Origin of the sequence: Escherichia marmotae (genome assembly GCF_002900365.1) — a bacterium.
Classification (GTDB): Bacteria; Pseudomonadota; Gammaproteobacteria; order Enterobacterales; family Enterobacteriaceae; genus Escherichia; species Escherichia marmotae.
The window spans coordinates 2,619,112-2,641,399 of sequence record NZ_CP025979.1; the positions used below are offsets into that span (position 1 = coordinate 2,619,112).

Annotated in this window: 21 protein-coding genes and 1 tRNA gene; 4 read left to right on the forward strand and 18 right to left on the reverse strand. The window is 52.1% G+C overall.

What is annotated here, in order from left to right:
- Positions 1–8 precede the first annotated feature (8 nt).
- The 4 genes from C1192_RS13490 to C1192_RS13505 form a co-directional block, all read right to left on the reverse strand.
- The gene (locus C1192_RS13490) at positions 9–1,217 is read right to left on the reverse strand and encodes an IS256 family transposase (protein WP_103194806.1); all 1,209 of its coding nucleotides are present in this window, start codon (positions 1,215–1,217) and stop codon (positions 9–11) included.
- A gap of 148 nt (positions 1,218–1,365) precedes the next feature.
- Complete coding sequence (locus C1192_RS13495) at positions 1,366–2,406, reverse strand: permease (protein ID WP_038355871.1); 1,041 nt, start codon at positions 2,404–2,406, stop codon at positions 1,366–1,368.
- 72 nt (positions 2,407–2,478) lie between these two features.
- Complete coding sequence (locus tag C1192_RS13500) at positions 2,479–3,114, reverse strand: NAD(P)H-binding protein (protein ID WP_001517153.1); 636 nt, start codon at positions 3,112–3,114, stop codon at positions 2,479–2,481.
- Positions 3,115–3,156: 42 nt separating this feature from the next.
- Positions 3,157–3,579 carry a YhbP family protein gene (locus C1192_RS13505; protein WP_000449448.1) on the reverse strand — a complete coding sequence of 141 codons (423 nt, stop codon included), beginning with the start codon at positions 3,577–3,579 and terminating at the stop codon, positions 3,157–3,159.
- 50 nt (positions 3,580–3,629) lie between these two features.
- Between C1192_RS13505 and yhbQ the strand changes: the two genes are divergently transcribed.
- Positions 3,630–3,932, forward strand: coding sequence for a DNA damage response exodeoxyribonuclease YhbQ (gene yhbQ, locus C1192_RS13510; protein WP_000189335.1), 303 nt, complete (start codon positions 3,630–3,632; stop codon positions 3,930–3,932).
- Here the strand turns inward: yhbQ and C1192_RS13515 are convergent.
- Both C1192_RS13515 and ubiT read right to left on the reverse strand, forming a co-directional pair.
- Positions 3,919–4,422, reverse strand: a complete 504-nt coding sequence (locus C1192_RS13515; RefSeq protein ID WP_000908549.1) for a GNAT family N-acetyltransferase — start codon at positions 4,420–4,422, stop codon at positions 3,919–3,921. The two genes, yhbQ and C1192_RS13515, sit on opposite strands and share 14 nt — an antisense overlap.
- Positions 4,416–4,940 (reverse strand): ubiquinone anaerobic biosynthesis accessory factor UbiT, encoded by a 525-nt coding sequence (gene ubiT, locus C1192_RS13520; protein WP_001517154.1) that lies wholly within the window; start codon positions 4,938–4,940, stop codon positions 4,416–4,418. Before ubiT ends, C1192_RS13515 begins: the two co-directional genes overlap by 7 nt.
- A gap of 208 nt (positions 4,941–5,148) precedes the next feature.
- Between ubiT and ubiU the strand changes: the two genes are divergently transcribed.
- The 3 genes from ubiU (at position 5,149) to C1192_RS13535 (ending at position 8,119) form a co-directional block, all read left to right on the forward strand.
- Positions 5,149–6,144 (forward strand): ubiquinone anaerobic biosynthesis protein UbiU, encoded by a 996-nt coding sequence (gene ubiU, locus C1192_RS13525; RefSeq protein ID WP_001517155.1) that lies wholly within the window; start codon positions 5,149–5,151, stop codon positions 6,142–6,144.
- Between the two features lie 8 nt (positions 6,145–6,152).
- The gene (locus C1192_RS13530; protein ID WP_001517156.1) at positions 6,153–7,031 is read left to right on the forward strand and encodes a U32 family peptidase; all 879 of its coding nucleotides are present in this window, start codon (positions 6,153–6,155) and stop codon (positions 7,029–7,031) included.
- 80 nt (positions 7,032–7,111) lie between these two features.
- Positions 7,112–8,119, forward strand: a complete 1,008-nt coding sequence (locus C1192_RS13535) for a luciferase-like monooxygenase (RefSeq protein WP_016249243.1) — start codon at positions 7,112–7,114, stop codon at positions 8,117–8,119.
- Positions 8,120–8,248: 129 nt separating this feature from the next.
- Here C1192_RS13535 and mtr read toward each other — a convergent pair whose 3' ends face one another.
- The 12 genes from mtr to C1192_RS13595 all read right to left on the reverse strand — a co-directional run bounded on the left by mtr (position 8,249) and on the right by C1192_RS13595 (position 21,960).
- Positions 8,249–9,493: a tryptophan permease gene (gene mtr, locus C1192_RS13540; protein WP_001517158.1), complete on the reverse strand. Its 1,245-nt coding sequence runs from the start codon at positions 9,491–9,493 to the stop codon at positions 8,249–8,251.
- 154 nt (positions 9,494–9,647) lie between these two features.
- Positions 9,648–11,531, reverse strand: a complete 1,884-nt coding sequence (deaD, locus tag C1192_RS13545) for an ATP-dependent RNA helicase DeaD (RefSeq protein WP_010379192.1) — start codon at positions 11,529–11,531, stop codon at positions 9,648–9,650.
- The gene (yrbN, locus tag C1192_RS13550; RefSeq protein ID WP_010723222.1) at positions 11,524–11,604 is read right to left on the reverse strand and encodes a protein YrbN; all 81 of its coding nucleotides are present in this window, start codon (positions 11,602–11,604) and stop codon (positions 11,524–11,526) included. Before yrbN ends, deaD begins: the two co-directional genes overlap by 8 nt.
- 106 nt (positions 11,605–11,710) lie before the next feature.
- A complete protein-coding gene (gene nlpI / locus C1192_RS13555) occupies positions 11,711–12,595 on the reverse strand; it encodes a lipoprotein NlpI (protein ID WP_000802080.1) in 885 nt (294 codons plus the stop codon).
- 108 nt (positions 12,596–12,703) lie between these two features.
- Positions 12,704–14,839, reverse strand: a complete 2,136-nt coding sequence (gene pnp, locus C1192_RS13560; protein ID WP_038355870.1) for a polyribonucleotide nucleotidyltransferase — start codon at positions 14,837–14,839, stop codon at positions 12,704–12,706.
- Between the two features lie 247 nt (positions 14,840–15,086).
- Complete coding sequence (gene rpsO / locus C1192_RS13565; RefSeq protein ID WP_000059469.1) at positions 15,087–15,356, reverse strand: 30S ribosomal protein S15; 270 nt, start codon at positions 15,354–15,356, stop codon at positions 15,087–15,089.
- Between the two features lie 148 nt (positions 15,357–15,504).
- Positions 15,505–16,449 (reverse strand): tRNA pseudouridine(55) synthase TruB, encoded by a 945-nt coding sequence (gene truB, locus C1192_RS13570; protein ID WP_000089692.1) that lies wholly within the window; start codon positions 16,447–16,449, stop codon positions 15,505–15,507.
- Positions 16,449–16,850: a 30S ribosome-binding factor RbfA gene (gene rbfA, locus C1192_RS13575; RefSeq protein ID WP_001040205.1), complete on the reverse strand. Its 402-nt coding sequence runs from the start codon at positions 16,848–16,850 to the stop codon at positions 16,449–16,451. Before rbfA ends, truB begins: the two co-directional genes overlap by 1 nt.
- A gap of 162 nt (positions 16,851–17,012) precedes the next feature.
- Positions 17,013–19,685 (reverse strand): translation initiation factor IF-2, encoded by a 2,673-nt coding sequence (gene infB, locus C1192_RS13580; protein WP_000133058.1) that lies wholly within the window; start codon positions 19,683–19,685, stop codon positions 17,013–17,015.
- A 24-nt stretch (positions 19,686–19,709) separates the two neighbouring features.
- The gene (gene nusA / locus C1192_RS13585) at positions 19,710–21,197 is read right to left on the reverse strand and encodes a transcription termination factor NusA (RefSeq protein WP_001031045.1); all 1,488 of its coding nucleotides are present in this window, start codon (positions 21,195–21,197) and stop codon (positions 19,710–19,712) included.
- A gap of 27 nt (positions 21,198–21,224) precedes the next feature.
- Positions 21,225–21,677: a ribosome maturation factor RimP gene (gene rimP, locus C1192_RS13590; protein ID WP_001300397.1), complete on the reverse strand. Its 453-nt coding sequence runs from the start codon at positions 21,675–21,677 to the stop codon at positions 21,225–21,227.
- Positions 21,678–21,883: 206 nt separating this feature from the next.
- A tRNA-Met gene (locus C1192_RS13595) sits at positions 21,884–21,960 on the reverse strand.
- Positions 21,961–22,288: the final 328 nt, after the last annotated feature.

Here is a 22,288-nt window from a genome sequence, read left to right on the forward strand (position 1 = left end):
TGCCTTTCTCAGAAGTGACCGTCAAGGCGGTCACCGAATTCGATAATAAAGCGACTCATGGCTATCCGCCAGTCCTGAAGTGGCATCGTCCATTTCTGTGAGGCTGACTGGATAGCCAGCCTCACCACTTTTTTCACCGATTCATCTGTCGGGAACACTTTCCGTTTCTTTATCGCATGTCTGATGACGCTATTCAGCGATTCGATTGCGTTAGTGGTGTAGATAACCTTGCGGATCGCCTCCGGGTACACGAAGAAGGTGGCAATATTCGGCCAGTTTGCCCGCCAGCTGCGACTTATCTGCGGGTACCGTGCATCCCATTCCTTCCCGAACGCATCCAGCGCCTGCAACGCGCCTTCTTCCGTGGCTGCGCGGTAAACCTGTTTCAGGTCACGGGTTACCGCTTTATAGTCTTTCCACGCCACGAACCGCAGGCTGTTGCGTACCATGTGTACTATGCACAACTGGATCTGCGTCTCCGGGTAGACGGCATTAATCGCTTCCGGGAAGCCTTTCAGGCCGTCCACGCAGGCGATAAGGATATCGTTCAGGCCGCGATTTTTCAGTTCCGTCAGTACATTCAGCCAGAACTTTGCACCTTCATTTTCGGCCAGCCACATACCCAGCAGCTCTTTCTGACCATCAAGGTTAATACCCAGAGCCAGGAACACCGCTTTGTTGATAACCCGGCTGTCCTGCCGTACTTTCAGGACAATACAGTCAAGATAAACAATGGGATAAATCGCATCCAGAGGACGGTTTTGCCATTCAACAACCAGGTCGATTACGGCATCGGTGACTTTCGATATCAGCGCCGGAGAGACGTCTGCATCGTACATTTCTTTGAAGACTGAGGTAATTTCGCGGGTAGTCATCCCTCTGGCATACAGCGCCAGGATCTGGTTGTCCATGCCGGTAATGCGGGTCTGATTTTTCTTCACCAGTTGTGGTTCGAAGGAACCATCACGATCACGTGGAGTACGTAATTCCATCGGCCCGTCGGTAGTGGTGACGGTTTTCGTGGAATAGCCATTACGGGAGTTGGTTCCCGATTTGGGCTGATTTTTTTCATGTCCCAGATGGTGAGTCAGTTCAGCGTTGAGAGCAGCCTCAACACTGATTTTCTTGAGCAGGCGATCGAACTGACTGAGATCTTCAGGGGTTTTGAGATTTTTGGCCAGTTCGTTAGCCAGAGCCTGCAATTGTTTGTCGTCCATAATTTAACCTTCATTTGATGTTGAATTGAACATATCAAAATCAGGCAATTACACAAATCTATGTACAGGCTCCTTATCAGGCCTACAATGGCACAAACCACAGGTCGGATAAGGCGCTTGCGCCGCATCCGACATGTTTTCCCTCGAATCAGAACAACAGCGCCAGACTGCCGACAATAACACCCGATACCGCCACCATCGCTCCCGTCAGCCATAATGCCTTCGCCGGAAACGCTTTGCGCAGCATAACTAACGACGGCAAACTCACCGCCGGAAGGGTCATCAATAATGCCAGCGCCGGAGCGGTTCCCATCCCTGCCAGCATCATCGTCTGCACAATCGGAATTTCTGCCGCCGTGGGAATGACAAACAAGCATCCCGCTACCGCCATCGCTATCACCCACATCAGGCTATTATCGACAGCGCCATCGGCATGGGGGAACAGCCAGACGCGAGCAGCCCCCAACGCCAGCACTGCCAGGATATAAACCGGGATCGTACTCCAGAAAAGCGTCCACAGCGCCCTGCCCCAGCGGCTAAAAAATCTGCCCTGCACTTCTGGCATGTCGATTTCGACCGGTGCCTGCGTTTGCGGTGTCTCACGCACCCATTTTTGTACCAGTGTTGCAATCAGCAACACCATCACCAGACCCGCCACCAGGCGAATCGCCGCAAAACCCCAGCCGAGAACAAAGCCCATAAACACCAGCGTTGCTGGGTTTAACAACGGATTCCCCATCCAGAATGCCAGCGCCCCTCCCATCGACACTTGTTGGCGGCGCATCCCCGCCGCGACCGGTGCCGCACAGCAGGTACACATCATTCCAGGCAGTGAAAACAGCGTTCCCAGTAACGTCCCGCGAAAGCGCAATTGTCCAAGCGTGCGCAACAACCAGTCACGAGGGATCAATACCTGAATCAACGATCCGAGGAGCACACCCAGCACCGCCGCTTTCCATACTGCAAGAAAGTAGATCATCGCGTAATCCAACGCTGCCTGCCACGGATTGGCATCCGCCTGTGCGAGGATTGATTTACCGATGCTGTGGGTTTCGGCGGCGGTAAAGGCCTTACCGTAGTAGGGTTGCCACTTCACATACCAGAGTCCGGCAATGACAACGAGAAAGAAAAGCGCGGGTTTCCACCACTGAATGGGCGTTGCCGCCTGAGATGAAGACTGACCAGCCATAGCATTCCCCAGGAAAAAGTTATGATAATTGAGCGCGAGAATATTACGCTCACCATCAATTATTGGGAATAATTATTCAGCTCTTTTGCGTAATTCTGAAGAGCTTAAAATGGTCACGCCTTCATGCTCTGGCCGCATCGCTTCTGCCAGCATTACCCGCGCCACGTCTCGCGCATCAATGGATTTCCAGTTCCCTGGTAGCAAACGGAACAGTGGCGCAAAAAGGGTTTCGTTCATCCGCTGTTTGTTACGATCGCCCAGCAACATCGACGGGCGAGCGATGGTCAGTTTCGGCCAGTTCTGAGCAATTAACGCCTCTTCCATCTCCCCTTTGACGCGGTTATAAAAAAATGGTGAATGCGCGTTTGCCCCCATCGCACTGACCACCAGCATATGCTGCGCGCCCAGCCGCCGTCCGGTTAATGCCGTATCCACCACCAGCGTGTAATCAGCGTGAATAAATGCCTCTTTACTGCCCGCCTCCCGCCGCGTGGTGCCAAGGCAACAAAAAACAATGTCTATCGGATCGGTGACCTGCGCCAGCGCGTCGGTCAATTGTGGATCGTGTGGGTTATAGACTCCCGGCATATCTGCTAATGGGCGTCGCGTCGGCGCGGCAATAGCCTGTACTTTCGGTTCATTAATCAACATCCGCAGTAGATGCCCACCCACCAGCCCCGTTGCGCCTGTAATTAAAACCTGACTCATATTGCCTCCGGCCCTGTATATGCACTCATGTTTAACTATAGGTTACCGTTGCCAGACCAGTTTTTTCCCAAAGCCCAGCGTGTTGTCGGTGAATTTTATCTCATCGAGGCGGATTTCCCACACCGGTGCCGACAGCGTCCGGGCAACCGGGAAGCGGCGATTATAGGCCTGACGTGCGAGGTCACTTTCCTCACCTTCCAGTCTGCGGATCTCACCTTTAAACTGCACGCCACGAATTAATGCCACCGTTTTCGGCTGACCATTTACCGTTCCGGCAACCGGAGCCTGCGGCCCGCTCATCTGCGCATGGCGCGTTTTTTCTTCCGTCAAAATGTAAAATGCAACTTTCTGCGCATCAAAAAGATAAAAGGCATTGGCGCACCACAGTTCCCCGTCCTGCTGCACGCACCAGGTGACAACATGTTGTTTTGCCAGCCAACGGCTAATTGCGGTGAGTGTTTCCATTTCTGTTCTCTTTTATACTGTTGGCCAGACCTTAACATGTGACACAGACGATGACACCCTGGTTCCTTTACTTGATTCGTACCGCCGACAATAAGCTTTATACCGGGATCACCACGGACGTCGAACGCCGCTATCAGCAGCATCAAAGCGGTAAAGGGGCGAAAGCACTGCGCGGGAAAGGCAAACTGACATTGGCATTTTCCGCACCGGTTGGCGACCGTTCGCTGGCATTACGGGCGGAATATCGCGTCAAGCAACTGACCAAACGACAGAAAGAATGCCTGGTTGCGGAAGGCGCTGGGTTTGCAGAGTTATTAAGTAGCCTGCAAACCCCGGAGGTTAAAAGCGATTGAAGTGATCGTGGTACTCAACCAGCCCGGTTACACCATTCAGCGCGTCATCCGCTAAACGATGTACCAAGAAGGCACTTTCTGTGCCCGGCCAGCGGCAACGCAGATCGTGATGCGCCGCCAGTTCAAAGCCAAAACGGCTGTACAGCGCCGGATCGCCCAGCGTTACCACTGCGGCATAGCCGAACTCATTAAGCGAATCCAGTCCTTCATAGACCAGTTGGCGTGCCAGCCCTTGCCCGCGATATTTTTCATCTACCGCCAGCGGAGCCATGCCAACCCATTGCAGGTCTTCGCCCTGCACATCTACCGGACTGAATGCCACATAGCCAATGACCTGGCCTTCGTCATCTGTCGCCACCAGTCCCAGCGTCAGAAAGCCATCTTCACGCAGATCGTGAACCAGCTTCGCTTCCGCATCGCTTTCGAATGAACGACGCAGCAGGGCATCAATACCCGGCGCATCAATGGGAATTTCTACTCGAATTAGCATGGTTCACCTACCGATGTCTGTTTGGTTTCAGGCGTGGTTTTCATCCCCGCCTCAACAAAATCCGCCAGTTGCAGCAGCATCATGCGTAAGGCTTTTGGCATTTGCTCCAGTTCAATGGCGTCCATCAGGTTTTTCACATACAGCCCCAGCTCCGTATCACCTTCAATCACTAGCCGACGCTGGAAGAAAAGTGTATCCGGATCCTGTTTACGCGCTGCGATCATCAGCAAATCGCTGGCGTCGGCACTAAAACTCACGTCTGCTTGCGCGTTCTGGCTAACGACCAGTTTGCCATTCACCACCGAGGTAAACCATTGCAGGTCAATATCACGCACATGAATACTTAACCAGCGGCCTTCAAGGAACTCCAGCTCGCCATCGTCCAGCGCCTGGCGGAATTGCCAGCTTAAGACTTGCTCAAGAACCTGGCGTTTTAGCGCAAATGGCGTCAGTTTTACCGGTACACTCAACAGAGATGGCCCCAAATGCACAATACGGGAACGCAGTTTATCCAACACGAGTTTTACTCCCTGTTTCAACAATCATCCTATTTTGCCATATCAGGAAAATAACATAGCGGTATAAATCAACAATTCCATATGAAATTGCTGCTACCACCAATACAACTTTAACTGCCTTAAATCAAAAATTGTCGCAGCAAGGTTAACTAAAATCCCAGTTCGTTAACATTTTTGCGTTTTGATAGCGCAACCTTCAGGAAAAATTATGGAGCTGCTCTGCCCTGCCGGAAATCTCCCGGCGCTTAAGGCGGCCATCGAAAACGGCGCAGATGCTGTTTATATCGGGCTAAAAGATGATACCAATGCCCGTCACTTCGCCGGCCTTAACTTTACCGAGAAAAAATTGCAGGAAGCGGTGAGTTTTGTCCATCAACATCGCCGCAAACTTCACATCGCGATTAACACTTTTGCGCACCCGGACGGCTACGCCCGCTGGCAACGTGCCGTGGATATGGCGGCACAACTGGGTGCCGACGCGCTGATCCTTGCCGATCTTGCCATGCTGGAGTACGCCGCCGAGCGTTACCCACATATTGAGCGTCACGTGTCGGTGCAGGCTTCAGCGACCAATGAAGAGGCAATTAACTTTTATCATCGCCATTTTGATGTCGCCCGCGTGGTGCTACCACGCGTACTGTCGATTCACCAGGTGAAACAACTGGCACGGGTCACGCCAGTTCCGCTGGAGGTCTTTGCTTTCGGCAGCCTGTGCATTATGTCGGAAGGACGTTGCTATCTGTCGTCGTATCTGACCGGTGAGTCGCCCAACACCGTGGGTGCGTGTTCTCCTGCCCGCTTCGTGCGCTGGCAACAAACGCCGCAGGGGCTGGAATCCCGCCTTAACGAGGTGCTGATCGACCGTTATCAGGACGGCGAAAACGCAGGTTACCCGACGCTGTGTAAAGGGCGTTATCTGGTGGACGGCGAGCGCTATCACGCACTGGAAGAACCAACCAGTCTCAATACCCTGGAACTGCTGCCTGAGCTAATGGCGGCGAATATTGCTTCGGTGAAAATCGAAGGCCGCCAGCGTAGCCCGGCGTATGTCAGCCAGGTGGCGAAAGTCTGGCGTCAGGCTATCGACCGTTGTAAGGCCGATCCGCAAAACTTCGTGCCGCAAAACGCGTGGATGGAGACGCTCGGGTCGATGTCCGAAGGCACGCAAACCACCCTTGGCGCATATCACCGTAAATGGCAGTGAGAAAAGCAATGAAATATTCCTTAGGGCCAGTGCTGTGGTACTGGCCAAAAGAGACGCTGGAAGAATTTTATCAGCAGGCCGCCACCAGCAGCGCCGACGTGATTTATCTTGGTGAAGCGGTATGCAGCAAGCGTCGGGCAACGAAAGTTGGCGACTGGCTGGAGATGGCAAAATCGCTCGCCGGAAGTGGCAAGCAGATTGTGCTCTCCACGCTGGCGCTGGTACAGGCCTCTTCCGAGCTGGGCGAACTGAAACGCTATGTTGAGAACGGCGAGTTTCTGATTGAAGCCAGCGATCTCGGCGTGGTGAATATGTGCGCCGAACGCAAACTCCCGTTCGTCGCCGGGCATGCGCTGAACTGCTACAACGCAGTGACGCTGAAAATATTGCTCAAACAGGGCATGATGCGCTGGTGTATGCCGGTAGAACTTTCCCGCGACTGGCTGGTGAATCTGCTCAATCAGTGTGATGAACTGGGTATTCGCAACCAGTTTGAAGTGGAAGTCTTGAGCTACGGCCATCTGCCGCTGGCGTACTCAGCCCGCTGCTTCACCGCACGCTCGGAGGATCGCCCGAAAGATGAGTGCGAAACCTGCTGCATTAAATATCCGAACGGGCGCAACGTGCTGTCACAGGAAGATCAGCAGGTGTTTGTGCTCAACGGCATTCAGACCATGAGCGGCTATGTTTACAACCTCGGTAACGAGCTGGCGTCAATGCAGGGGCTGGTCGATGTGGTTCGCCTGTCACCGCAGGGCACAGACACTTTTGCTATGCTCGACGCCTTCCGCGCCAATGAAAATGGCGCTGCGCCGCTGCCGTTAACGGCTAATAGCGACTGCAACGGTTACTGGAAACGGCTGGCAGGGCTGGAACTGCAAGCGTAAGTAAATAGCTCACTTTGTTAACAACTTTAACTACTCTTTAATGCAGTATTAAAGATTAATCGGTAACAAAGTGAGCTGTTATGACTGATAAAACCATTCCGTTTTCGCTACTCGATCTGGCCCCCATCCCCGAAGGTTCAACGGCGCGAGAAGCGTTCTCCCACTCTCTGGACCTGGCTCGTCTGGCTGAAAAGCGCGGCTATCATCGCTACTGGCTGGCGGAACATCACAATATGACCGGCATTGCCAGTGCGGCGACATCGGTGTTGATTGGCTATCTGGCAGCGAATACCACCACGCTGCATCTGGGTTCCGGCGGCGTGATGTTACCTAACCATTCACCGTTGGTAATTGCAGAACAGTTCGGCACACTCAATACGCTCTATCCGGGTCGAATCGATTTGGGGCTGGGTCGTGCTCCAGGTAGCGATCAGCGGACAATGATGGCGCTGCGTCGCCATATGAGTGGTGATATTGATAATTTCCCCCGCGATGTTGCTGAGCTGGTGGACTGGTTTGACGCTCGTGATCCCAATCCACATGTACGCCCGGTGCCAGGCTATGGCGAGAAAATCCCGGTGTGGTTATTAGGCTCCAGCCTTTACAGCGCACAACTGGCGGCGCAGCTCGGCCTGCCGTTTGCCTTTGCCTCACACTTCGCGCCGGATATGCTGTTCCAGGCACTACAACTTTATCGCAGCAACTTCAAACCCTCCGCACGACTGGAGAAACCGTACGCAATGGTGTGTATCAATATCATCGCCGCTGATAGCAACCGCGACGCTGAATTCCTGTTTACCTCGATGCAGCAAGCCTTTGTGAAGCTACGCCGCGGTGAAACCGGGCAACTGCCACCACCGATTCAGAATATGGATCAGTTCTGGTCGCCGTCCGAGCAGTATGGCGTGCAGCAGGCGCTGAGTATGTCGCTGGTGGGCGATAAAGCGAAAGTGCGTCACGGTTTACAGTCGATCCTGCGCGAAACCGACGCTGATGAGATTATGGTTAACGGGCAGATTTTCGACCACCAGGCGCGGCTGCATTCGTTTGAACTGGCGATGGATGTGAAGGAAGATTTACTGGGATAGTGTGTTTTATTTTGTCGGATACGGCGGGAAGCCTTATCCGACCTGGCAACGCCGCCCTACGTAGACCTGATAACCGAAGCGCATCAGGCATTGTGCAGGCAGCAGAAATGTCGGATAAGGCACAGATGATTACTGATACACCGGCAGCAAATTAAAGCTCGATAAAATATGGATCAATGCATTGCCAATACCAAATAGCAGAATCAGAACGATCATCGGTTTGCCGCCCCAGACGCGGAATTTCGGGCTGCCAAAGCGTTTACGCGATGCGCGGGCCAGCAGAGCCGGAACAATTGCCGCCCAGATGGTAGCAGCTAAACCAGCATAACCAATGGCGTAGAGAAATCCGTTAGGGAACAGCAGGCCACCAACGACAGGTGGCGCAAAGGTCAACAGTGCCGTTTTAAAGCGCCCCAATGCCGAATCATCAAAGCCAAACAGATCCGCCAGATAGTCGAACAGGCCCAGCGTTACGCCGAGGAACGAACTCGCTACCGCAAAGTTTGAGAACACTACCAGCAGCAGATCCAGACTACGACTGTTCAGCACACCGCTTAATGCCTGCACCAGCACATCAATATTTCCGCCCTTCTCTGCAATGCCAATAAACTCCGGACGCGGAATGTTGCCCATCGTCGCCAGCAACCAGATGGTATACAGCGCCAGCGCCATCAACGTACCGTACACCAGACATTTCACAATGGTTTTCGGGTCTTTGCCGTAATACTTCATCAGGCTTGGTACGTTGCCGTGATAACCAAACGACGCCAGACAGAACGGTAGTGTCATCAGCAGATACGGTGCATAAGACGCATTGCTTTCCGCAACGTTGAACAATGTCGCAGGCTGCACATGCCCCAGCAAGCTACCGAAGGTGAGGAAGAATGTAATAACTTTCGCTCCCAACACAATCGCTGTCATACGGCTGACTGCTTTGGTGCTCAACCACACCACAAACGCCACCAACAGTGCAAAACCAAAACCTGCCGCTCTGGCCGGAACATTCAGCGACATCTCCGCGAAGGTGTGATGCAAAATAGAACCGCTGGCAGAAATATAGGCGTAGGTCAGAATGTAGAGCACAAAGGCAATAGAGATACCGTTGACGACATTCCAGCCTTTGCCCAGCAAATCTTTGGTGATGGTATCAAAGCTCGAACCGATTCGATAATTCAGGTTAGCTTCCAAAATCATCAATCCGGAATGCAGCATACAAAACCAGGTGAAGATTAGCGCCGCCATTGACCAGAAAAACCACGCCCCGGACATGACCACGGGCAAGGAGAACATCCCTGCGCCAATAATGGTGCCGCCGATAATCACCACGCCGCCAAGCAGCGACGGTGACGTTTGGGTGGTGGTTAGTGTTGCCATAAGGGCTTCTCTCCAGTGAAAAATAGTGCGACTGCGTTGTTATGTGTTGCACTGTACCAGTACGCGAGTACAAAAGAAATAAAAAAAAGCCCCAATCGATATGATTAGGGCTGTATATATTATTTTACAGAATGTATTCGCTGATCAGCGCGAATTACGCATCGCCACCGAAACGACGACGACCGGTAGACTCTTCACGACGCGGTGCACGGCCTTCGCGACGTTCGCCACTGAAGCGACGACCATCACCACGACCACCTTCACGGCGTTCACCGCTGAAGTTGCGACCGCCTTCACGACGCTCGCCACCGACACCACGACCACCACCACGACGTTCAGTTTGCGGCTGTGCATCGCCCAGCAGTTGCATGTTCATCGGCTTGTTGAGGATGCGGGTACGCGTAAAGTGTTGCAGCACTTCACCCGGCATACCTTTCGGCAATTCGATGGTGGAGTGAGAAGCAAACAGCTTGATGTTACCGATGTAACGGCTGCTGATGTCACCTTCGTTAGCAATTGCGCCAACGATATGACGAACTTCAACGCCATCATCACGACCCACCTCAATGCGGTACAACTGCATATCGCCAACATCGCGACGTTCACGACGCGGACGATCTTCACGGTCACCACGCGGGCCACGGTCGTTACGATCGCGCGGACCACGATCATCACGGTCACGGAACTCACGTTTCGGACGCATCGGCGCATCTGGCGGCACGATCAGAGTACGTTCGCCCTGTGCCATTTTCAGCAGTGCGGCAGCCAGAGTTTCGAGATCCAGCTCTTCACCTTCTGCAGTCGGCTGAATTTTGCTCAGCAGTGCACGGTATTGATCCAGATCGCTGCTTTCCAGTTGCTGCTGTACTTTAGCAGCAAATTTTTCCAGACGGCGTTTGCCCAGCAGTTCTGCGTTCGGCAGTTCTACTTCTGGAATGGTCAGTTTCATAGTACGTTCAATGTTGCGCAGCAGACGACGCTCGCGGTTCTCAACGAACAGCAGCGCACGACCCGCACGACCCGCACGACCGGTACGACCGATACGGTGAACGTAAGACTCGGAATCCATCGGGATATCGTAGTTAACCACCAGGCTGATACGCTCAACGTCCAGGCCACGGGCCGCAACGTCGGTCGCGATCAGGATATCCAGACGACCATCTTTCAGACGTTCCAGAGTCTGCTCACGCAGTGCCTGGTTCATGTCACCGTTCAGGGCAGCACTATTGTAACCGCTGCGCTCAAGGGCTTCAGCCACTTCCAGAGTCGCGTTTTTGGTACGAACGAAGATAATCGCCGCATCAAAATCTTCCGCTTCCAGGAAACGTACCAGCGCTTCGTTTTTGCGCATACCCCAGACAGTCCAGTAGCTCTGGCTGATGTCAGGGCGGGTAGTCACGCTGGACTGAATGCGCACTTCCTGCGGCTCTTTCATAAAGCGGCGGGTAATGCGACGAATCGCTTCCGGCATGGTTGCAGAGAACAGAGCGGTCTGATGACCTTCCGGGATCTGCGCCATAATGGTTTCAACGTCTTCGATGAAGCCCATGCGCAGCATTTCGTCAGCTTCATCCAGAACCAGACCGCTCAGTTTAGAGAGATCCAGAGTGCCACGTTTCAGGTGGTCCAGCAGACGGCCCGGAGTACCGACAACGATCTGCGGCCCCTGACGCAGGGCACGTAATTGCACGTCATAACGCTGGCCGCCGTAAAGGGCAACCACGTTTACGCCGCGCATGTGTTTAGAGAAATCCGTCATTGCTTCAGCAACCTGTACCGCCAGTTCGCGGGTCGGTGCCAACACCAGAATCTGTGGTGCTTTCAGCTCAGGATCAAGATTTTGCAGCAGAGGTAAAGAGAATGCTGCAGTTTTTCCGCTCCCCGTCTGGGCCATACCCAGAACGTCGCGGCCATTCAGCAGATGTGGGATACACTCTGCCTGAATTGGAGATGGTTTTTCGTAACCCAGATCGTTAAGGGCTTCAAGGATAGGAGCCTTCAGGCCCAGATCTGCAAAAGTGGTTTCGAATTCAGCCATGTAGTACGTGTGCCTCAAAATTAATGGCGGCCAGTCTACATAACTCATCATGAAATTGATCAGCAATTTTCATTGAAAAGTGTGAACCGGCTCAAAGTAGGTGTATTAACGAACAACAACGCCCTCACCCGTTAAGGTGATGGCAATCAAATAAGATTACGGGCTGATGTGTACGTCAGCTATTGCTGGTCCGATTCTGCCAGGTCATCTTGGTCCTGGCCCAGGAGCGATAATTCCAACAATGCGTATCGGTGCTCAACAAAGTTATGAACGTTGTTGGCAACCGCCAGTTTGAACAGTGCCGTGGCGCTGTCCAAATCCCCCAGACTTAGGTAGTACTTACCTAAATAGAAGTTGGTTTCACTGAGATGCTCAGCGAGCGAGGTGTTATCCGTTGCGTCCGCCTTGAGCCTTTCCATTAACGTTTGTTCGCTAATGTTGCCCAGGTAGAACTCGACAATGTTCCATCCCCACTGTTCCTTGTCCGATTTTTCGAAGTGCTGTTTCAACACTTCTTTAGCCTGCTTCTCATCGAGCTTCTGCTCAGCGAGATAAAGCCACAGACTACGGAAAGGATCATTGGGATCGTCTTGATAAAACGCCAGCAGATCATCTTGCGCTAACTTGTCACGACCGCCGTAATATAATGCGATCCCGCGATTCAAGTGCGCGTAGTTGTAAGTTGGATCAAGCTCAAGTACAGAATCAAACGCTTCATAGGCAGCATCAAAATTGCCTGCCTGCGTTAAATATATGCCTAAGTAATTGAATACTTCAGGCATATCCGGTCGGATTGCCAGCGCTTGCGAAAAATCGTTACGCGCTAATGCCCTCAGACCGAGACTATCATACAACACTCCGCGCTCATATAAAAGCTGCGCGCGTTCGTCATCGGTTAAAGCCCGACTGGCAAGGATCTGTTCCATACGTGCCAGAATCACTTCCTGCTGTAAAGTCGGTTGCAATGGTACTGCGAGGACTTCACTTTTACGCCAGGAAGTATTACTGCATCCTGCAAGCGTAAGTGCTGTCGCAACGAAACACCAGCGCAAAAAAGGCTTCATTTCCCACTCCCGAAGACCACGGTTGAATGAACGTCCTGTTCCCGGTTGCTAACAAGGCGTCCTGCCCGGTTAAAAGCCCCCCGTCAACGCGGAGGGCAAATGGCAACCTTACTCGCCCTGTTCAGCAGCCGGAGCTTCCGGTGCTACAGCAGGTTGAGACTGCTCAGTCGCTTCTTTAATGCTCAGACGGATACGGCCCTGGCGATCAACTTCCAGAACTTTTACCGGTACTTCCTGACCCATCTGCAGGTAATCAGTCACTTTCTCAACACGCTTGTCAGCGATTTGAGAGATGTGTACCAGACCTTCTTTACCGCCGCCGATGGCAACAAATGCGCCAAAGTCAACGATACGGGTCACTTTACCATTGTAGACGCGACCCACTTCGATTTCTGCAGTGATCTCTTCGATACGACGAATAGCGTGTTTTGCTTTCTCGCCGTCGGTCGCGGCGATCTTCACAGTACCGTCATCTTCGATTTCGATAGTGGTGCCGGTTTCTTCAGTCAGAGCACGGATTACAGAACCGCCTTTACCGATAACGTCTTTAATCTTGTCCGGGTTAATCTTAATAGTATGGATACGCGGAGCGAACTCAGAGATATCGCCACGCGGCACGTTGATCGCCTGTTCCATTACGCCCAGAATGTGCAGACGCGCACCTTTAGCCTGGTTCAGCGCAACCTGCATGATCTCTTTGGTAATACCTTCAATTTTGATATCCATCTGCAGTGCAGAGATACCGTCACGGGAACCCGCAACTTTGAAGTCCATATCGCCCAGGTGGTCTTCGTCACCCAGAATGTCAGACAATACAACGTAGTTGTCGCCTTCTTTCACCAGACCCATTGCGATACCCGCAACAGCGGCTTTGATTGGCACACCTGCGTCCATCAGCGCCAGAGACGCACCGCACACAGAAGCCATAGAAGAAGAACCGTTGGATTCGGTGATTTCAGACACAACACGTACGGTGTACGGGAATTTGTCCATATCCGGCATTACTGCCAGCACGCCGCGCTTCGCCAAACGACCGTGACCAATTTCACGACGCTTCGGAGAACCGACCATGCCGGTTTCGCCTACGGAGTACGGAGGGAAGTTGTAGTGGAACAGGAAGGTGTCAGTACGTTCGCCCATCAGTTCATCAAGAACCTGTGCGTCACGTGCAGTACCCAGTGTTGCGGTAACCAGCGCCTGAGTTTCACCACGGGTAAACAGCGCAGAACCGTGAGTACGCGGCAGCACGCCTGTGCGCACATCCAGACCACGGATCATATCTTTTTCACGACCGTCGATACGCGGTTCGCCTGCCAGTACGCGGCTACGAACAACGTTTTTCTCGATAGCGTGCAGAATTTCACCCAGTTCGTTTTCGTCCAGGGTTTCGTCTTCAGCAAGCAGCGTAGCGATGGTTTCAGATTTGATGACATCAACCTGTGCATAACGCTCTTGTTTGTCGGTGATGCGGTAAGCATCGCTCAGACGAGCTTCAGCCAGTGCAGCAACGCGCGCGTTCAGCGCTTCGTTTACCGGCTCCGGCTGCCAGTCCCAACGCGGTTTACCGGCTTCTTTCACCAGTTCATTGATGTTCTGAATAACAACCTGCTGCTGTTCATGACCGAACACCACTGCGCCCAACATGACGTCTTCGCTCAGCAGTTCTGCTTCAGATTCAACCATCAGCACAGCGGCTTCAGTACCGGCAACAACCAGATCCAGTTTGCTCTCTTTCAGCTCATCCTGAGTTGGGTTCAGTACATACTGGTCATTGATGTAACCCACGCGAGCAGCACCAATCGGACCATTGAACGGGATACCAGACAGAGACAGTGCTGCGGAAGCACCAATCATCGCAACGATATCCGGGTTAACCTGCGGGTTAACAGAAACCACGGTGGCGATAACCTGAACTTCGTTGACGAAGCCTTCCGGGAACAGCGGGCGAATCGGGCGGTCAATCAGACGCGCGATCAGGGTTTCGCCTTCGCTTGGACGACCTTCACGACGGAAGAAGCTACCCGGGATACGACCAGCAGCGTAGGTACGCTCCTGATAGTTAACGGTCAGAGGGAAGAAGTCCTGACCTGGTTTGGCTTTTTTCTGGCCAACAACGGTAACGAATACCGCGGTGTCATCCATGCTAACCATAACTGCGGCAGTGGCTTGACGCGCCATCATGCCAGTTTCCAGTGTAACGGTATGTTGGCCGTACTGGAATTTACGAACGATCGGATTAAGCAATGTAATATCCTTTCTCTTTCTTAGACAGCACCTTAACGGCACTGGTGTTAATACCCGATCTTCTGCGCATCCTCGCGACTAATGACAACCCTAACCCAGCCTGATGTGGGTAAAGCCTCTCATTAGCCGCGCGAACCTCTGCAACGGAAGATCATTCATAGCAACAATACATTAGTTTCCAGTGAATTGCTGCCATCAGCTTGAAAAAAGGGGCCACTCAGGCCCCCTTTTCTGAAACTCGCAAGAATTAGCGACGCAGACCCAGGCGCTCGATGAGCTGGGTGTAACGTGCTACGTCTTTACGTTTCAGGTAGTCGAGCAGTTTACGACGCTGAGAAACCATGCGCAGCAGACCACGACGGCTGTGGTGATCTTTTTTGTGCTCTGCAAAGTGGCCCTGCAGGTGGTTAATCTGTGCAGTCAGCAGTGCTACCTGAACTTCGGTAGAACCGGTGTCGTTTGCACCACGACCAAACTCAGAAACGATTTTAGCTGTTGCTTCAGTACTTAGAGACATTTTAAAACTCCAAAGTATATAGAATGAAAGGACGCCGATCTCTAATTCAGCGATCCCAGTGTACGTTACGTAAAGTGTTAAACAATTTACGCGACGTTAAGCGGCAGTATTCTACTCGTAGCGACCTGTTATCGCAAGATGGATAGCATTACGCCGGGTATTCAACCACCAGGCGACGAGGCGCAACGCGGCCTTCATCGTCAATTTCGCCCATACCGATAAACTTACCGTTTTCACCTTCTGTAACACGAACCAGTCCTTCCAGTGGCGCACCGGATGTACGAACCGGGTTACCATTTTTGAAGTAAACAGAAGACGTTAGCGGAAGATTCACCACCGGGTAGTCCGAAGCTGGACTGTCCATTGGCATCAGTAATGGATCAAGTAATTGTGCCGCCGAAATACCCTGCTGTTCGGCTTGCTCGACAAGTTCACGCAGATGTTCCAGAGTCACCATTCGTTCAACCGGATATTTGCTTACAGCCAGACGGCGCAGATAAATCACATGTGCGCCACAGCCAAGTTTTTCACCCAGGTCATCAATGATGGTGCGGATATAGGTGCCTTTTGAGCAATGAATTTCCAGCTCCAGTTCATTGCCTTCGTGACGAATAAACAGCAACTCATAAACGGTAATCGGTCGTGCTTCACGAGGCACTTCAATGCCCTGACGCGCGTACTCGTACAGTTTTTTACCCTGATATTTCAGCGCAGAATACATCGAAGGGATTTGTTCAATATCGCCACGGAATGAATCGAGTGCCGCCGCCAGTTGCTCTGCACTAAAGGTTACCGGGCGCTCCTCAACGATTTGTCCGTCTGCGTCAGAAGTATCAGTACGCTGTCCAAGACGCGCAATCACCCGATAACGTTTATCAGAGTCCAGCAGGTACTGGGAAAACTTCGTCGCTTCCCCGAGACAAATCGGCAACATGCCGGTCGCCAGCGGGTCCAGCGCGCCGGTATGTCCAGCACGATTGGCGTTATAAATGCGTTTCACTTTTTGCAACGCATCGTTGCTGGACATACCCTGCGGTTTATCCAGCAACAAAACGCCGTTAATGTCGCGGCCGCGACGACGAGGACGACTCATTAGTCCTCCTTGCTGTCGTCCGGATTAACACGACGTTCTTCGTCATGCTTAACCACACTGGTCACCAGGTTTGACATACGCATCCCTTCAACCAGTGAGTTGTCGTAGAAGAAGGTCAGTTCCGGCACGATACGCAGGCGCATCGCTTTACCAAGTAGGCTGCGGATAAAGCCGGAGGCTTCCTGCAACGCTTTGATGCCCGCTTTTACCGCATCTTCATCTTTGTCGTTGAGGAAAGTTACATACACTTTGGCATAGGCCAGGTCACGAGACATCTCGACACCGGAAACGGTGGTCATCATGCCCAGACGAGGATCTTTAATTTCGCGTTGCAGGATGAGAGCGATCTCTTTTTGCATTTCCTGCGCTACGCGCTGCGGGCGACCAAATTCTTTCGCCATAATAAATTCTCCTGACAAAAAAGGGGCCATAAGCCCCTTTTTAAAATTAATTTCAGGTGGAAGGGCTGTTCACGTAGGCCTGATAAGACGCACGAGCGTCGCGTCAGGCAACGGCTGCCGGATGCGGCGCAAACGCCTTATCCGGCCTACACCCAATCAACCTTAGGCAATCGTACGCTGAATCTCGATGATTTCGAACACTTCGATCACATCGCCAGTGCGCACGTCGTTGTAGTTCTTAACGCCGATACCACACTCCATACCGTTACGGACTTCGTTAACGTCATCTTTGAAGCGGCGCAGGGACTCCAGCTCGCCTTCGTAGATAACCACGTTGTCGCGCAGAACGCGGATCGGGTTGTGACGTTTAACCACACCTTCGGTAACCATACAACCTGCGATGGCACCAAATTTCGGTGATTTGAACACATCGCGAACTTCCGCCAGACCGATGATCTGTTGTTTCAGTTCCGGAGAGAGCATACCGCTCATCGCCGCTTTCACTTCATCGATCAGGTTATAGATGACGGAGTAGTAACGCAGATCCAGGCTTTCAGCCTCAATCACTTTACGCGCAGAGGCATCAGCACGGACGTTGAAGCCAACCAGAATCGCGTTGGATGCAGCCGCCAGGGTCGCGTCGGTTTCGGTGATACCACCTACACCAGAACCGATGATCTTCACTTTTACTTCGTCAGTAGACAGTTTCAGCAAGGAGTCGGAAATCGCTTCTACAGAACCCTGTACGTCAGCCTTCAGAACGATGTTCACTTCATGAACTTCGCCTTCAGTCATGTTGGCGAACATGTTCTCCAGTTTAGATTTCTGCTGACGCGCCAGTTTAACTTCACGGAATTTGCCCTGACGATACAGTGCAACTTCACGTGCTTTCTTCTCGTCACGTACAACGGTAACTTCATCACCCGCTGCCGGAACACCGGACAAGCCGAGGATTTCCACCGGAATGGACGGACCTGCTTCCAGTACTTCCTGACCCAGTTCGTTACGCATTGCACGAACACGACCGTATTCGAAACCACACAGAACGATGTCACCCTTGTGCAGAGTACCTTCACGTACCAGTACAGTTGCAACCGGACCACGACCTTTATCGAGGAAAGATTCGATGACCGCACCGCTCGCCATCCCGTTACGTACGGCTTTCAGTTCCAGGACTTCGGCCTGCAGCAGGATCGCATCCAGCAGTTCGTCGATACCCGTACCCGCTTTTGCAGATACGTGTACGAACTGGCTTTCACCGCCCCACTCTTCCGGCAGGATGCCGTACTGAGACAGTTCGTTTTTAACGCGATCCGGATCGGCTTCTGGCTTATCGATTTTGTTCACTGCAACCACCACAGGCACACCTGCCGCTTTCGCGTGCTGGATTGCTTCGATGGTCTGCGGCATTACGCCGTCATCTGCAGCAACAACCAGAACTACGATGTCAGTTGCCTGCGCACCACGTGCACGCATTGAAGTAAACGCGGCGTGCCCCGGGGTGTCCAGGAAGGTGATCATGCCGTTTTCAGTTTCAACGTGGTATGCACCGATGTGCTGGGTAATGCCACCCGCTTCACCAGAAGCCACTTTCGTTGAACGAATATAGTCCAGCAGAGAAGTTTTACCGTGGTCAACGTGTCCCATGATGGTCACAACCGGTGCACGCGGTTCAGCCGCAGCACCTGTATCACGGTCACTCATTACCGCTTCTTCCAGTTCGTTTTCACGACGCAGGATAACTTTGTGGCCCATCTCTTCGGCAACTAACTGTGCGGTTTCCTGGTCAATGACCTGGTTGATGGTTGCCATTGCACCCAGCTTCATCATCGCTTTGATGACCTGAGAGCCTTTAACCGCCATCTTGTTAGCCAGTTCGCCAACAGTGATGGTTTCACCAATCACGACGTCACGGTTAACAGCCTGAGCTGGTTTCTGGAAGCTCTGCTGCAGCGAAGAACCTTTACGTTTTCCGCCTTTACCACCACGTACTGCTGCGCGCGCTTCTTCGCGATCAGCTTTAGATTCAGAATGTTTATTGCCTTTCTTCGGACGTGCTGCTTTCGCGTTACGGCCACGGCCACGACCGCCTTCGACTTCACGATCGCTTTCGTCTTCTGCCTGGCGAGCATGTTGAGAGGTGGTAACGTGATAATCACTGGAATCTTCAGTCGGTTCCGCGTTATCAGTCCATTTGTTTTCTTCCGCCATACGACGTGCTTCTTCAGCAACGCGACGTGCTTCTTCTTCGAGTTTACGACGAGCTTCTTCTTCAGCTTTGCGCTTAAGCTCTGCAGCTTCCTGCTCACGGCGGGCTTTTTCAGCCTGGGCGGTTTTAGTCATATCGTCTTGTTGATTGCTCACTTTGTCTTTTTCCGCAGCTTCACGTTTTGCTTGTTCAGCGGTTTCACGTTTCGCTTGTTCTGCGGCCTCACGTTCAGCTTTTTGTTGCGCCTCGCGTTTGGCCGATTCTTCTGCCTCACGACGGGCTTGCTCTTCCGCTTCACGCTGCGCTTGCTCTTCCGCTGCAAGGCGTTCAGCCTCTTGCGGATCGCGTTTCACAAAGGTGCGTTTCTTGCGGACTTCGATTTGTACCGATTTACTTTTTCCACCGGTACCAGGAATGTTAAGGGTGCTACGTGTTTTACGTTGCAGCGTTAATTTGTCCGGCCCTGAATTTTTCTGATTCAGGTGGTCAATTAAAGCCTGTTTCTCTTGTGCGGTCACAGAGTCGTCAGCAGACTTCCGGATACCTGCATCAGCAAATTGCTGTACCAGGCGTTCCACGGAGGTCTGTCGCTCTGCGGCCAGCGTTTTAATCGTCACATCTGTCATGCTGTTCCTTCCTGCTACAGTTTATTACGCTTCGTCACCGAACCAGCAAATATTACGGGCAGCCATAATCAGTGCTCCGGCTTTTTCGTCGGTCAACCCTTCGATATCAGCCAGATCATCAATGCCCTGTTCGGCGAGATCTTCCAGCGTACAAACGCCACGGGCGGCCAGTTTGAATGCTAAATCACGATCCATCCCTTCAAGATTCAGCAGATCGTCAGCCGGTTTGTTATCACCGAGGCTTTCTTCCTGGGCCTGTGCAATGGTGGCCAGTGCATTTTTAGCACGCTCGCGCAGTGCTTCAACAGTCGGCTCATCAAGGCCTTCAATTTCCAGCAGCTCTTTCATCGGCACGTAGGCCAGTTCTTCCAGAGTCGAGAAGCCTTCTTCTACCAGGACAGTGGCGAAGTCTTCGTCAATGTCGAGATAACGGGTGAAGGTGTCGATCGCTGCGTGCGCTTCCGCCTGATGTTTAGCTTGCAGGTCGTCAACGGTCATTACGTTAAGTTCCCAACCACTCAACTGCGAAGCCAGACGCACGTTCTGACCATTACGCCCAATCGCCTGCGCCAGGTTACCGGCTTCAACAGCGATATCCATGGTGTGTTTATCTTCATCCACCACGATAGAAGCAACGTCTGCCGGTGCCATCGCGTTAATAACGAATTGCGCCGGATTATCATCCCACAGGACGATATCGATACGCTCGCCGCCAAGTTCAGTGGAAACAGCCTGAACACGTGCACCACGCATACCCACGCAAGCACCTACCGGATCGATACGTTTATCGTTGGTTTTCACCGCGATTTTCGCACGAGATCCCGGATCGCGAGCCGCTGCTTTAATTTCAATAACTTCTTCGCCAATTTCCGGCACTTCAATGCGGAACAGTTCGATCAGCATTTCTGGCTTGGAACGGGTAACGAAAAGTTGCGCACCACGCGCTTCCGGGCGAACAGAATAGAGCACGCCACGAACGCGGTCACCTGGGCGGAAGTTCTCACGCGGCAGCATATCTTCACGCAGGATCACAGCTTCAGCATTGTTGCCCAGATCCAGAGAGATATTATCGCGGTTTACTTTTTTCACCACGCCGGTGATGATTTCACCTTCGTGTTCACGGAACTGATCAACAACCATCGCACGTTCGGCTTCACGAACTTTCTGCACGATAACCTGCTTTGCCGTCTGGGTCGTAATACGGTCAAAGGTGACAGACTCAATCTGATCTTCAACGTAATCGCCCAGGTTCAGGCTTTCATCTTCATAACGCGCGGCTTCAAGGGTGATTTCTTTAGTTGGCTGAGTGACTTCATCAACAATCAGCCAACGACGGAAGGTGTCAAAATCACCGCTTTTGCGATCGATCTGTACGCGGACGTCGATCTCTTGTTCATATTTTTTCTTGGTTGCTGTAGCCAGCGCGCTTTCCAACGCTTCGAAAATTTTCTCGCGAGGCAGCGCCTTTTCATTGGAGACGGCTTCAACTACAGCCAAAATTTCTTTGTTCATCGCGGGGTTTTCACCTCATCCAGACTATTAAAAGTGGGGAACCAGGTTCGCCTTCTGGATATTACTCAGCGCGAACACTTCATCTTTACCTTCGACGGTAACTGTGATCATTTCACCGTCTACCGCTTTGATAACGCCCTGCCATTTACGACGGTTTTGTACCGCCATACGGAGTACCAGAGTGACCTCTTCTCCGACAAAACGGGCGTAGTGTTCAGCCGTGAACAGTGGGCGATCGAGACCCGGTGAGGAGACTTCCAGGTTATAAGCAACGGTGATGGGATCTTCAACATCCAACACAGCACTTACCTGGTGGCTCACATCAGCACAATCATCAACATTGATGCCATCTTCACTATCAATATAGATGCGCAGTGTGGATGTGCGACCGCGAATAAACTCGATGCCAACCAGTTCAAAACCCAGGGCCTCAACTGGCGCAGTAATCATCTCTGTTAATTTTTGCTCTAATGTGGACAAGCCCACCCCCAAGACATAAAAAAAGGGCCTAAAGCCCAGTTATTCTGTAGTCAGATAACAAAAAACCCCGATAAATCGGGGCTTTATATAACTGAACCCTATAACCGCAAATGCGGTCTGGAGCACTTTCCAGAAGGATTTTTTCAAATCCCACTACGAAGGCCGAAGTCTTCACAGTATATTTGAAAAAGAACTCTAAGGGAAAGTGGTTGCGGGGGCCGGATTTGAACCGACGACCTTCGGGTTATGAGCCCGACGAGCTACCAGGCTGCTCCACCCCGCGCCTGAAACGTGGCAAATTCTACTTGTTTTGAGTAAAAAATGCAAATACTGCTGGGATTTGGTGTACCGAGACGGGACGTAAAATCTGCGGCCATTATAGTGATCCACGCCACATTTTGTCAACATTTATTGCTAATCATGTGAATGGATATCCTGTTCACTTTCATTTGTTGAATACTTTCATCCTCTCCTTACCTCTCTTAAGCGCATTATTTTACAAAAAACACACTAAACTCTTCCTGTCTCAGATAAAAGATGATTAAATGAAAACTCATTTATTTTGCATAAAAATTCAGTTAGAGCAGAAATACAGGCTCATCATTAGTTAA

Coding starts and splice junctions, on each gene's coding strand:
- C1192_RS13490 (WP_103194806.1), bottom strand. CDS start 1,217: ATGGACGACAAACAATTGCAGGCTCTGGCTAACGAACTGGCCAAAAAT.
- C1192_RS13495 (WP_038355871.1), bottom strand. CDS start 2,406: ATGGCTGGTCAGTCTTCATCTCAGGCGGCAACGCCCATTCAGTGGTGG.
- C1192_RS13500 (WP_001517153.1), bottom strand. CDS start 3,114: ATGAGTCAGGTTTTAATTACAGGCGCAACGGGGCTGGTGGGTGGGCAT.
- C1192_RS13505 (WP_000449448.1), bottom strand. CDS start 3,579: ATGGAAACACTCACCGCAATTAGCCGTTGGCTGGCAAAACAACATGTT.
- yhbQ (WP_000189335.1), top strand. CDS start 3,630: ATGACACCCTGGTTCCTTTACTTGATTCGTACCGCCGACAATAAGCTT.
- C1192_RS13515 (WP_000908549.1), bottom strand. CDS start 4,422: ATGCTAATTCGAGTAGAAATTCCCATTGATGCGCCGGGTATTGATGCC.
- ubiU (WP_001517155.1), top strand. CDS start 5,149: ATGGAGCTGCTCTGCCCTGCCGGAAATCTCCCGGCGCTTAAGGCGGCC.
- C1192_RS13530 (WP_001517156.1), top strand. CDS start 6,153: ATGAAATATTCCTTAGGGCCAGTGCTGTGGTACTGGCCAAAAGAGACG.
- C1192_RS13535 (WP_016249243.1), top strand. CDS start 7,112: ATGACTGATAAAACCATTCCGTTTTCGCTACTCGATCTGGCCCCCATC.
- mtr (WP_001517158.1), bottom strand. CDS start 9,493: ATGGCAACACTAACCACCACCCAAACGTCACCGTCGCTGCTTGGCGGC.
- deaD (WP_010379192.1), bottom strand. CDS start 11,531: ATGGCTGAATTCGAAACCACTTTTGCAGATCTGGGCCTGAAGGCTCCT.
- yrbN (WP_010723222.1), bottom strand. CDS start 11,604: ATGAAAATTGCTGATCAATTTCATGATGAGTTATGTAGACTGGCCGCC.
- nlpI (WP_000802080.1), bottom strand. CDS start 12,595: ATGAAGCCTTTTTTGCGCTGGTGTTTCGTTGCGACAGCACTTACGCTT.
- rpsO (WP_000059469.1), bottom strand. CDS start 15,356: ATGTCTCTAAGTACTGAAGCAACAGCTAAAATCGTTTCTGAGTTTGGT.
- truB (WP_000089692.1), bottom strand. CDS start 16,449: ATGAGTCGTCCTCGTCGTCGCGGCCGCGACATTAACGGCGTTTTGTTG.
- rbfA (WP_001040205.1), bottom strand. CDS start 16,850: ATGGCGAAAGAATTTGGTCGCCCGCAGCGCGTAGCGCAGGAAATGCAA.
- infB (WP_000133058.1), bottom strand. CDS start 19,685: ATGACAGATGTGACGATTAAAACGCTGGCCGCAGAGCGACAGACCTCC.
- nusA (WP_001031045.1), bottom strand. CDS start 21,197: ATGAACAAAGAAATTTTGGCTGTAGTTGAAGCCGTCTCCAATGAAAAG.